At 38.8% G+C, this 11,951-nt stretch carries 12 protein-coding genes; 8 read left to right on the top strand and 4 right to left on the bottom strand.

From position 1 onward, the window contains the following. Positions 1 to 345: 345 nt before the first annotated feature. From QUF86_RS01585 to clpP, 3 genes are all read left to right on the top strand, one after another. Complete coding sequence (locus QUF86_RS01585) at positions 346 to 678, top strand: hypothetical protein (protein ID WP_289317878.1); 333 nt, start codon at positions 346 to 348, stop codon at positions 676 to 678. Between the two features lie 369 nt (positions 679 to 1,047). Then, positions 1,048 to 1,755, top strand: coding sequence for a sigma-70 family RNA polymerase sigma factor (locus QUF86_RS01580; protein ID WP_289333420.1), 708 nt, complete (start codon positions 1,048 to 1,050; stop codon positions 1,753 to 1,755). Between the two features lie 28 nt (positions 1,756 to 1,783). Beyond that, a complete protein-coding gene (gene clpP, locus QUF86_RS01575; RefSeq protein WP_289317876.1) occupies positions 1,784 to 2,368 on the top strand; it encodes an ATP-dependent Clp endopeptidase proteolytic subunit ClpP in 585 nt (194 codons plus the stop codon). A 116-nt stretch (positions 2,369 to 2,484) separates the two neighbouring features. On the opposite strand, the gene QUF86_RS01570 is transcribed toward clpP, so the two are convergent. After that, positions 2,485 to 3,441 carry an alpha/beta hydrolase gene (locus QUF86_RS01570; protein WP_289333419.1) on the bottom strand — a complete coding sequence of 319 codons (957 nt, stop codon included), beginning with the start codon at positions 3,439 to 3,441 and terminating at the stop codon, positions 2,485 to 2,487. A 203-nt stretch (positions 3,442 to 3,644) separates the two neighbouring features. Between QUF86_RS01570 and QUF86_RS01565 the strand changes: the two genes are divergently transcribed. Continuing rightward, a complete protein-coding gene (locus QUF86_RS01565; RefSeq protein WP_289333418.1) occupies positions 3,645 to 4,232 on the top strand; it encodes a DUF6241 domain-containing protein in 588 nt (195 codons plus the stop codon). Between the two features lie 188 nt (positions 4,233 to 4,420). Here the strand turns inward: QUF86_RS01565 and QUF86_RS01560 are convergent, their stop codons facing one another. Together QUF86_RS01560 and QUF86_RS01555 are read right to left on the bottom strand one after the other, a co-directional pair. Then, positions 4,421 to 5,314: a TauD/TfdA dioxygenase family protein gene (locus QUF86_RS01560; protein WP_289333417.1), complete on the bottom strand. Its 894-nt coding sequence runs from the start codon at positions 5,312 to 5,314 to the stop codon at positions 4,421 to 4,423. A 30-nt stretch (positions 5,315 to 5,344) separates the two neighbouring features. Beyond that, positions 5,345 to 6,334, bottom strand: coding sequence for an ABC transporter substrate-binding protein (locus QUF86_RS01555; RefSeq protein WP_289317872.1), 990 nt, complete (start codon positions 6,332 to 6,334; stop codon positions 5,345 to 5,347). Between the two features lie 376 nt (positions 6,335 to 6,710). Here QUF86_RS01555 and QUF86_RS01550 point away from each other — a divergent pair, with 376 nt between their 5' ends. Together QUF86_RS01550 and QUF86_RS01545 are read left to right on the top strand one after the other, a co-directional pair. Further along, positions 6,711 to 7,481, top strand: a complete 771-nt coding sequence (locus QUF86_RS01550; RefSeq protein WP_430102281.1) for an ABC transporter ATP-binding protein — start codon at positions 6,711 to 6,713, stop codon at positions 7,479 to 7,481. Between the two features lie 32 nt (positions 7,482 to 7,513). Next, the gene (locus tag QUF86_RS01545; protein ID WP_483313904.1) at positions 7,514 to 8,338 is read left to right on the top strand and encodes an ABC transporter permease; all 825 of its coding nucleotides are present in this window, start codon (positions 7,514 to 7,516) and stop codon (positions 8,336 to 8,338) included. Between the two features lie 60 nt (positions 8,339 to 8,398). On the opposite strand, the gene QUF86_RS01540 is transcribed toward QUF86_RS01545, so the two are convergent. Then, a complete protein-coding gene (locus tag QUF86_RS01540; protein WP_289333415.1) occupies positions 8,399 to 9,625 on the bottom strand; it encodes an ATP-binding protein in 1,227 nt (408 codons plus the stop codon). 422 nt (positions 9,626 to 10,047) lie between these two features. Here QUF86_RS01540 and QUF86_RS01535 point away from each other — a divergent pair, with 422 nt between their 5' ends. Further along, a complete protein-coding gene (locus tag QUF86_RS01535) occupies positions 10,048 to 10,296 on the top strand; it encodes a hypothetical protein (RefSeq protein ID WP_289333414.1) in 249 nt (82 codons plus the stop codon). 613 nt (positions 10,297 to 10,909) lie between these two features. Next, a complete protein-coding gene (locus QUF86_RS01530) occupies positions 10,910 to 11,833 on the top strand; it encodes a glycerophosphodiester phosphodiesterase (protein WP_289333413.1) in 924 nt (307 codons plus the stop codon). Positions 11,834 to 11,951 lie beyond the last annotated feature (118 nt).

The raw sequence follows: 11,951 nt of genomic DNA, 5'->3' as shown, positions 1-11,951 counted from the left end.
GAATTGAGATGAAAAAAACGCGGTCTCCTCTTAAGGAAAGGGCCGCGTTTTTAGGTAAGTGCAAACTTCATTATTCATAGAGCATTCCCTAGATTTAATGAAGATGGTATAGAGTTCTTCGATATAGTCATGAATGGCATTGTCTATTCGTATTAAGGCTGAATTTTAAGTGTGGATAGCTATCAAAACTCCTGAAACTTGATATAATGAATCAATAGTAATATTTTTCTAAACTAGTGTTATTATTGGATATTTGGATAGGTCAATCAAAAGAAAACGGTTAGGGTCATTCCAAAAGAATGGTTTTTTGATATTTATTATGCTTTTAGGATTGGGGAAACCACCATGAAGAGATTTTTAGCCATATTGAAAAATAAGTTAATGCCTGCAAAGTCAAGGTTGATTACAATGGCAATTATGATTGCGGTCTTTTACTGCATGTTCATGTTCGCAGACCTGGAGAATGAAAGGATATCTAACAGCGAACGGCATTACGAGCGATCAGTGAATTTTGAAGAGATGAGCGATCAAGAATCAGAAGAGATGCCTGCCGGTTCTTTAGTGAACTATTGTAAAGATAGGGCTAATGAGAGTCGCAACTCCAGTTGGGTCGGTATTGAATCCGACGTGATGGAACCCAGTGAATACACGGTTGAATGCATTGAACACTTGGAATAGAAGCTAAGTTCCTATGGGAATTCAGGATTCACAACAAGGACATCAGGGACGTCACATCCAAAGATTTGTCTGGTTGGCTTAATGGAACGGAGCGGAATGCACGGAGGGTTTTAAGTGTTTTAGAAAATAAGGGTCTCGCTGAAATGATTTGTGACGAATCGGGGTTGGCTGAGGAAAAGTCTATTTGTTGCATACAGAACCTTGAAATTAGCCTGTTTGGATCATAACCAAACAGGTTTTTAGTATGAAAGGAAATCTAATGGAAAAAATGGAATAGAATATGGAGAATAAGGAAAAAAATTTCACCCCCATATCTTTTTCTCTTTCTGAAACGTTTATAGGATAGAGGGTGTTGAAGGAGTGAGAAAAATGATAAATAAGTTGAGGGAAGATATTTCTGAAGGGAAGGATAACGGCAAGGTTTTGCGTGAAGTCTATCCTGAATTGCTTCGTTTTTGCCGATTCCTGACTCAAAATAATTGGGATGGGGATGATTTGGCACAGGAAACGATATTGAAGGCAATGCAGGGCTATGGGAAGAAAACGGAGATAACATCGGCTTTATTGAAGACGATAGCCCGCCATTCCTGGATTGATACGATTCGAAAAAGAAAAAAGGAATCTTTAGAAGATCTGCTGGATACCGAGCAGCAGGGATCAATTGGGGAAAATGCCTTTGAAACGGTTGAATATATTATAAAATCCCTTACCCCGAAACAAGCTGTAGTGTTCATATTAAAGGAAGGATTCCTCTATCGCTCCAAAGAAATCTCAGATTATCTGAACACGACGGAAACGGCGGTAAAGGCCATCTTGAACCGTGTGAAAAAGCGTTTTGACAATGGCGTTGAAGAGCGTAAGTTGTCCTGCGTGGAAGATTGGCAAGACGATGAGGAACAGAGGCTCATGTCCCTGATGACAGAGGCTTTAAAAGCCCAAGATCCTGATATCCTCATTAGAAGCATTCCATCTTTCAAATCCCTGAACAGTGAATCGATGATTCCTAAACTGATGAATCGTTCGATACATTCAAAAGCATGCTTCACTCCTTCAAACACACTCTCAATGGCTGCATAGCCAATAATATTGTTAGGAGGAAGAAGATATGACTACCATTCCATATGTAATTGAGCAATCCAGTAAGGGTGAACGCTCATACGATATTTATTCCAGACTTCTAAAGGACCGAATCATCATGATTGGGGAAGAGGTCACCGATCATTTAGCCAATAGTGTGGTTGCTCAATTGTTATTCTTGGCAGCAGATGCACCTGATAAAGAAATTACCATCTTCATAAATAGTCCGGGGGGATCGACTAGTGCCGGTTTCGCCATTTATGATACGATGCATTATATTAAGCCTGATATCCGGACTGTATGTACGGGGATGGCTGCATCATTCGGTGCCATGCTTTTATTGGCAGGTACCAAAGGGAAAAGGTGCGCATTGCCAAATAGTGAAATCATGCTTCATCAACCGCTTGGTGGGGCAAGGGGGCAAGCAACGGAAATTGAAATTTCTGCCCGAAGGATTTTGAAGCTAAAGGATCATATCAATCAGATCATCTCGGAAAGAACTGGGCAGCCTATCGAAAAGGTGGCGAAGGATACAGATCGTGATTACTTCTTAAGCGCAAGTGAGGCGAAGGAATACGGTATAATCGATGAAATAATCCTTCAGGTTAATTAACTGGATAAAAGCGTCATCTAAAAGCAAAAAATAAGCTAAATGAAAACGAAAAGAAACTATCGATATTAGTATATCGGCAGTTTCTTTTTTTTACCCTCTTTCATGATAATTCAACATTACTCCATATATTTATCCACAAAACCCCATACTTTGTTCCAATACTTTTCCGGATCCACTAGTTCAGCTTCACCATGCCCGGCCCCCGGTATTATCAATTTATCTTTGTCTACGTTCGCTGCATTGTATACGTCATCCAGCATGGAATAAGGGACGAATGTATCATCTTCCCCATGGATGAATAACATTGGTGTTTTACTTTTGAGCACTTGTTTGACAGCTGATGCTTCATTTAAATCATAGCCTGCACGGAGCTGGGTCACCGTGTTGGCTGCATTCATTACTGGGAATTTTGGCAATCCAAACAAATCATCAAGTTGATAGGTGAATACGTCCATTACTGATGAATAACCGCAATCCTCTACGATAACTTTAACATTGGTAGGCAGCTTTTCCCCAGAGGTCATCATGACGGTTGCCCCTCCCATGGATATCCCGAATAATGCAATGTCTGCCTGTGGATCTTTGTCGGTAATTTGCTTGATCCATAAAAGCATATCTTTCCGATCGTCCCAGCCCATTCCAATGTATTCTCCTTCGCTTTTTCCATGTCCGCGAAGATCGGGTGCCAACACATTGTATCCATTTTCGTGAAAATTGCGTATCCACCGAATCATTTGTGTATTATTGCCGGTATAACCGTGAACGACAATAGCCCATTTATGGTCTTGGTTATTATTTTCATAAAGTTTAGCACTTAGTTTTAGTTGGTCTGAAGAAACAATGCCCATCTCATCCGGTTGATGCTCTTTGGCAAATTCCGCATCAGCCAATTTACTGGATTCAGCGACTTCAACAGAAACGGCTTCAGATTGGGCAAGATGGGGGTTATTGCTTAAAAAGTCTTTTTCCTTATTCGGGTTTAAGGCGATATTGTAAAAAAAGTTTCCTGCCACTCCATATGTAACGACTAGAATTACAAGAATACTTGTCGCAGCGATACTGAATTTCTTCACTCAAGACTCCCTCCAAAAAACGAACCATTATTTTTTAATAGTACAATATTTTGAGGTGATTGTGAAAATCCGAAACTACAAAAATTGTTTTGAATATGGATGAGCCGGAGGAATTTGAACATATTCCTTTTCTGGATAGTCCATCCAGATGGTATGTTAAAATAAGTATTATCTAACATATCAATATCTTGGGGGAAGTCTTTATGAAAAAAAAGCAAAAGGTTTTACTTATAAGTGGAATCTCTGTTGTTGCATTATCCGGGTTAGGAATTGCTTCCTTTAAAATCATGGAAAACGCAAATGAGTACGAAAAAGCCCAGCTGGTAATCGAAGCAAGGGAAACCAAGGAACAAATTGAAAGGGAAAGAGAGGATGTAAAAATCAAAGCCCAAAGGGAAGCAAAAGCTAAAGCGGATGAGCTTGAATCGAAAACAGCGATATATGATGGGATTGAATTTGTGACAGGACTTGATGAAGAATCGACCGAAATGGAAGTCATGGATGTCATGCATAAAATGACTCATCAAAAGGTTCGATCGCAAGATAAATGGGGAGCTATACCAATGTCCCCTAAGATTATTGAAGAAGTTTATAATATAATCAATACAAGTGATTTTAAGCATAGAGATAGATTGCTAGGCATTGCTGCCAGATGGAAAGATTTTAATTTTAGTACGATCGTTCAGGATCATAACTTCTTTTGGGAAGACAAAGAAGGTACCGTGGGAAAAGCCCATGGAACATTAAGTACGGCAGAAGAGATTGAATTCATCGAAGTGAATTTTAAATGAGGACATTTGCAGGGAACGATGAACTTTGAAAATGCCAAAGGAAGAGTGGGCAAGACCTGTTCAAAAAGGAAAACACTTAAACCTCCTGCAATAACCAGTACTCAGGAGGTTTTTAAGTATTTTCGATGGTATTCCACTAAAGTATTCGCTTATGGTCAGACAAGCAGTGGAACTCCATACCAGGAGATTTATTTCTTAATAACCAGACTGCTGGACTCGTTCTCCCTGTTTACGGGAACGTCTTTTCCTACTGTGACCCGGCGAACGACACGGTGCTGGTTTCCGTAATCGGCAATAGCGTAATGCTGCGTAGCTAAGTTATCCCAGATGACCACGTCCCCTTCACTCCATTGCCAACGCACGGTATTTTCTAAGCGGGTAACGTATGAATCGAAGATACTTAATAATCTTTCAGATTCACTTGTTGTATATCCTTCCACTCTTCCTGCAAAGCCACCTAATAACAAATGCTTTTTTCCGGTTTCGGCGTGAACGTGAACGACTGGATGCCTTGTTTTATAAATTGTCGATTCAAATACATCCCGATATTTCCTTTTAACCTCATCATCGATGTTTTCGGTTGGTTTAAATTGAGCATAATCATATTCATTTGTATGGATCGCCCATAGTCCGTCCGCTAATTTCTTCAATCCATCCGGCAGGTCCTCATATGCTTCATTCGTATTTGCAAACACTGTATCCCCGCCAACATTAGGGATGGTTACACCCCTTAAAACAGAGTATTTTGGAACTTCTGGAACGAAAGTGACATCGGTATGCCAATGGTTTGCTTTAGCACCTTGTTCGGAATCCAGTTCAAAAATATAGTTTGTATGGTCTTTGACCGGTACTGTAGGATGTACATAAGGCTCACCCAATAGTTTGGCAAATGCTTCTTGACTGGCATCGTCCAAATGGTTTTGACCTTTGAAGAATACGACTTTATGCTCGTTTAGCGCTTGTTTGATTTCATTGAAAATAGCTAAATCCAAGTCACCGCTTAATTGGACTCCTTGAATTTCCGCTCCAATCCTTCCTGCTACGGGTACCACTTTTATTTGTTGTGTTTTAGTTTCCGTCATAATCGATCTCCTCCTGTATGATATATTTTTTTATTTTTTAAAGGCTTCATCAATGTATTCATTGTGGATCTGGTTTTTAAAATTAAACGATTTCTTGATATAACCCACATCGGCTAGAGTATCGATTGATTCTTGTTGTGCTTTGATGGCATCTTCGGTATAGAAGATATTTGGTTCTTCGGCCGTTATTATTGTCTTGACTGTTCCTACAGGCAATTTAGTTTCTTTAGAATAAATTTCAGATGCTTCATCCGGATTTTCAATTTGCCAGTCAGCAGCTTTTTTATAAACCTTTAAATAGGCCTCTACAATTTCAGGATGCTCTTCGGCAAACCCCGTACGTGCAATGATTGCACCAGGAGCTAATATTTTTCCTTTTACTTTAAGTGCGACAGCATTCCCTTTTTCAATATTATTAAGGTAATAAGGGTTCCATATCGCCCAGGCGTCCAATTGTTTGGTTTCAAAAGCGGCTTGAGCATCATCTGGTTGTAAATTGATGAGTTTAATATCATCAGTCGTTAAACCATGTGCTTTCAATGCCTTGATTAAATACACATGACCGGTTGTCCCCGAGGCAACACCGACCGTTTTTCCCTTTAAGTCTTCAATCTGCTTTATGTTACCTTCTGCTTGAGCCAGGATCCGTACAGATGACTCACCTCGACCTGTTTGTGCAATCACTTCGAATGGCAGATTCTTATCAATGCCGGCGATCAGTGCACCATCCCCTAAAAAGGACAGGTCAACCCGATTGGAAGCAAGGGATTCCAAAAGCGGGGGACCACTCGGGAATTCACTCCACTCGATTTGGGCATCCAGTTTAGAAAACTCTTCGTTGAACAATCCCTTTTCCTTTGCAATGACCAATGGCCCCATCTTGCCATTTAAGGCAATATGCACTTTAAGTGGATCACTTTTCCCAGAAGCTTTGCCGGCATCGGAATTACAGCCTGTTAATACAGCGATGCTAATGATGGCAAGTAGTACTGCGGTTAAATGGTTAAGATACTTTTTCATGAATTCCCTCCCTCTTTATTACACTTACACCTCTGGATAGTCAGATTAATGACAAAAAGAGATTCAACGAAGAGTATGCAGGGTTACTCTTCATTGAATCTCCGGTAGTCCAGTTGATTCACATGACCGTTATTTAATTGGCTCCTTTGTGAAGCGGAGTGGTGTATGAATGCATCTTAACAGCTATCAGAATAATCTGTCAATTATTATTGTTATTAATCCGATAAAATAAATTGGTATTAGATGTTGATTATAAATAATCGATAAGTTAATATAAAATGAAATATTGAATCGACTAGTTAACTAGAGATTCAGCAAAGGGACCATAGGTGCCTTTTTGCTGAATCTCTATTTTTTTATTCGAGAAAGGGTGAGGATATTGGTAGCGACGTTGGAAATTAATCACGTAAGCAAAACATTTAAAAATGATAATGAAAGTGTCCATGTTTTGGATAAGTTAAATCTGACCGTCAACAATGGTGAGTTCGTTACCATCATTGGTCCAAGCGGCTGCGGGAAAAGCACATTATTAAAGTTGATCGCAGGGCTTGATTTAGACTTTGAAGGCTCGATCATCGCAGGAGTTCATCCGGTTAGCGGCCCTTCTAAAGACCGAGGTTTCATTTTCCAGGAGCATCGCTTATTTCCATGGCTAAACGTGGAGAAGAATATTGCAGGTAACCTTCCATTAAAGAAACCGGACATTCGAAAAAGGGTGGATGATTTGATTTCCCTTGTTAAACTAAACGGATTTGAAAGGGCATATCCACGTCAATTATCAGGTGGAATGTCTCAGCGTGTTGCCATTGCCAGAGCCTTATTGCGTAACCCTGAAGTTTTATTGCTTGATGAGCCATTCGGCGCCTTGGATGCTTTCACTCGAACGCATCTTCAAGAGGCTTTACTTGAAATATGGGTGAGGAATAAGACAACGATGGTGCTTGTCACCCATGATATTGATGAATCCATCTTTTTATCGAGGAAGGTGGTCGTCATGGATGCAAAGCCAGGACGAATTAAAGCTATCGTTCCAATCGATTTACCATATCCAAGAACACGAACAAGCAAAGCATTTCAGGAATTCAGGTCCGTCATATTAACCCAACTGGATCATCTTCCTGAAGAAAGGGAAGATTGGAGCATTTAGATGAATTTTTTTAAAAAGGAAGGATGATTAAAATGTCTACACAGACCGTTGCTCAAAACAAGCCGCTTGTCATGAGGGAAACGACAAAACAATCCAAGATTGCCAAATCAGCAATGCGGGGTTCGGTCCTTCCCGTTGTCGTGTTGATTGCATGGCAATCACTAGGTTCAACAGGAATCCTGCCTGCCCAATTATTCTCATCACCTTTATTGATCGTCACAACTTTCATTGATCTCGTCAAGTCAGGGGAAATGGGCATGCATTTACAAATCAGTTTAACGCGGGCTCTTCTTGGTTTTGCATTAGGTGGTTTTTTAGGCTTAATGATGGGTGTCATCGTGGGCATGCAAAAAAAATCCGAAGAATATCTAAACCCAAGCATTCAAATGTTACGAACAGTTCCTTTACTTGCGATTACCCCTTTATTCATTATGTGGTTCGGATTTGGTGAACTATCAAAAGTGCTGCTTATTGCATTAGGTGCTTTTTTTCCTCTATATTTACAAACATTTTTGGGCCTTCGGAATGTGGATAAAAAACTATACGATGTTGCCCTGATCTTAGAGTTCAGCCGTCGGGAACAAATAACGAAGCTCATGATTCCGGCAGCTTTACCAAACATATTACTTGGTATCCGTTTAGCCTTAAGTGCGGCTTGGATGTGCTTAGTCGTCGCTGAATTGCTGGGTGCGGATAGAGGGGTGGGCTTCATGATCCAGGATGCCCGTTCATTCATGCAAACGGACGTCGTATTCGTAGGCATCATCATTTTTGCCCTCGCTGGTAAAATCTCCGACTCGTTTGTCCGCTTTTTAGAAAACCATTTGCTGAAATGGCAAGATAGTTTTAAAGCCTAATTTAAAAGGATGACCGCCCGGTGATGGAAGGTCATCCTTTTTCTTGTTTGAAAGGTGTTTTTATTCTATTTCTTTAAATAAGGGCAAATAAATGGTGAAAGATGTTCCTTTGTTCAATTCGCTCTGCACCACGATTTTCCCTTTGTATTTTTGAACGATGGAATAACAAACGGTCAGGCCGATACCAGTTCCCCTATCCTTAAGCGAATAAAATGGAGTGCCGAGTATTTCAAGCTGGTCTTTGGAAAGACCTATTCCTGTATCCGTTATTCGTATTTTTGCCATAGTGCGTTCCTGCTCTGTTTCCACCTTGATGAATCCAGGGTTGTTCATTGACTCAATTCCATTTTTCATGATATTGACCAGTATTTGTTTAAGCTCGATGGGATTCATATTTATATGTAGGTCGTCACGGAAATCCAGGATAAAGCCTATGTTGCGATTATTGGCGAAACTGGTTAATAGATCGGAAATCTTTTGGATTTCATAATTTAAAGGAATGACCTGTATATTATCCGTTTGCGGTTTTGCCAAAGACAAATAGTCATTGATGATCACTTGTGTATATTCAAGTTCTGTAAGCATGGTCTGTACATAAAACTTTTCCGTTTCATTAAGTTCCTTCTCTTGATCTAATAACTGGGCAAACCCTTTTACGACTGTAATGGGATTCCGTATCTCATGTGCAATGGTGGCAGCGAGCTGTCCGACTGAGTTCAATTGCTTGGCCTGCTGAATTTCCTTATGGAATGCATTAGTCGATTCCATCCTATTATTGGTTCCTATGAACACGAATACCAATATGATTTGTATAGCTATGAAATTAAGCGTATTGCCGAAACCATCCAAAGCGACATATTCATAAGTGTATTGAAGGTCCGTTTGCGATATGGTCAAAATGGAAGCAGGACCTAATATGATATTTAAAGTGGCGACAATATAAAATCCGATTTTATCAAAGAGAAAAATGGGGATCAAGGGTGCTAGAGCAAATAAAGCCAGCATGATTGCAGTGTCTGGGAATATCCAGAATTTGCTATATGAATAAACAGTAATTAAGAAAATGAATAGGGTTTTATAGAAATTGACTTCTGTTTTTAAGAAAAATAACAGAGAAATTATCATCCCCGATATTAAAATGACCTGTAATGTCATCTCGTAAGGATTATCTTTCCAACTTATAGGTGATACAGAAATCCCAACCAATAGTAAAAAGGATATCATTGCCATGAATGCCTTCAGTATAAATCGGTGTTTGTTTTGATAATATTGATAATTTTTTAACATAATTCCCCTTAAAATTAATATTCTGTTTGCTTAATAGTAATATGATACTAGTTTTTTGTAAATCAGAAAAAGATAGATTTTGTCTTCGATAGTCTCTCTTTCTATATCTAAAAAGGGCTGTTCTCTACGAATGGTTCAGTTGGAATTTGAGAAAATCTTTCAAAAAGTCTTCACCCTGGTTAGGCTAGGGCTCTCAGCTTCATATTTGCTTTTAAAAGGTGTTTTAGTATTTTTCTTTATTAAAAGCGCATAGAAGTGGATTCTAAAAGCCGTCAAATGTGCCGGTAATACCAACTATGTCCAGGCCCTCTTGGTATGTCAACATTGACACACATGATCTCATATCTGGAATTTGTAAGCTATAGATTTAGTTTATTATGGATTTGGAAAACTATTAAATTGTAGAGAAAGGATGATCGATTATGAAACTAGCCAAGTTTATGTTCATTTTAACTGCACTTGTACTGATCATTAGTTCTATTGGTCCAAGTTCTGCGAAATCTAAGTCGACTCATGAGATAAATAAAGAAATTACAGATGTAACATCACTTGAAAAAGCAGAAGAAACGTCCTTCGATAATCTTGAGGATGTTAAAATTACAAAAAAAACTGAAAAATTGGCATCTGAAATTGAATTGGATAATTTTTATTATCTAATGAATTCGATTTAGAAGAAGTCGCTAATAATCAATCCTTAGGAAATGACTAGTGAAGAAAAAACAGAAAAAACTATGATTCTGAATCAATTCTTTTTTTGAGGATTCAGCTTCAATATCCACAAACTCAAAATTGATAGCTTTGGCGTTCAAACAGCGAAGTAAGGAGTTTAGTAATGAAGAGAATATGGAAATATTTAGTCATTAGTATTTGGGTTACTGTTTTTTTATACTATTTCAATATCTACATGCCAAGAAACTTTTTATATTTTCTTATTGGATTACCAGCATCCATGTTTAGCACATTTTTTATTTATAATTTTTTCAGTATAAGAGGCCTTTAGTGGGTTCCCACTCCGACTCTCTTCACGGGACTTTCTTGTATTTAAAAAAATATATGTTAAAAGCCTTTCAACTAGAGTGAAGAAAATGCATGATGGGGAGACGAATGGAACTGGTTCATGCTTTTTGGTTAGGTACAACAAACTAAATGAATGCCCGGTGGGTAATTTATTAGATAGGTTATTTTACCCAATTATACCAATTTATTATTTCTTTACACTATATTTGCTGTAGATTCACATTCCCCTTCTAAAATGATGGTAACAATAGGAGGGGGAGAAGGAAAATGAAAACGAATATAAAGAAATTCGGTTTATGTATGATGAGTGCGGCCTTTATATTGCAGGCTACTTCCATGGGGGCATCAGCAGCAGCAAATGAAAATCATTCGAATTCATCTATTTATGAGAAGAAAATCGTGAATATCGCGCATCGAGGAGCTTCCGGTCATGCACCTGAACATACCATTCCCGCTTATCAATTGGGAGAACAAATGGAAGGCGACTACATAGAAATCGATCTTCAGATGACCAAGGATGGAAGATTGATAGCGATGCATGATGAAAAGGTTGATCGCACAACGAATGGTACAGGTCTGGTGAAGGATTTAACTCTGGCAGAAGTCAAAAAACTGGATGCCGGTACATGGTTCAATGAAAAATATCCGCAATTGGCAAAAAAGAAATATGAAGGGTTAACGGTACCCACTCTTGAAGAAGTCTTTAAGAAATTCGGCAGGCAGGCCAATTACTACATTGAAACAAAGTCCCCTGATGTATATCCAGGAATGGAAGAAGAACTTCTGAAGGTTTTGAAAGATTATAAAATGGTAGATTCAAAGGGCCGTACCAAAAATGTACTTATACAATCGTTCAGTAAAGAAAGCCTTATGAAGGTTCATGAAATGAATCAAAAGTTACCGCTTGTGCAACTTTTTTCTTATAAGAACCAAGCAACCATTTCCGATGAAGAATTGGAATCCATTAAGGAATATGCCATTGGAGTTGGCCCGAACTTCAGTAAGGTTGACGGACAATATGTGAAGATGGTTCGCAACCATGACCTCCAATTCCATCCATATACAGTAAATGAAAGAGCGGATATGAAAAAGGCTCTTGAATGGGGTGCAACTGGGTTGTTTACGAATTATCCCGATGTATTTAACGAGGTACTAAGAGAGTATAAGCATAATAAAAATGGAAATTTATAAGGTTACTAAATAAGTGTTTCATAGATGAGTCCCGGTTTTCCGGGGCTTTTTTTGTATGATCCGGATTCAACTTAAGAAGGTTATTTATTTCTTGGGAAAATCAGGTGTTGCTAGCTTA

It is taken from the genome of Peribacillus sp. NJ11 (assembly GCF_030348405.1).
Classification (GTDB): Bacteria; Bacillota; Bacilli; order Bacillales; family DSM-1321; genus Peribacillus.
The sequence above is the reverse complement of the archived record's forward strand: the minus strand, read 5'-3'. Positions and strand labels throughout refer to the sequence as shown.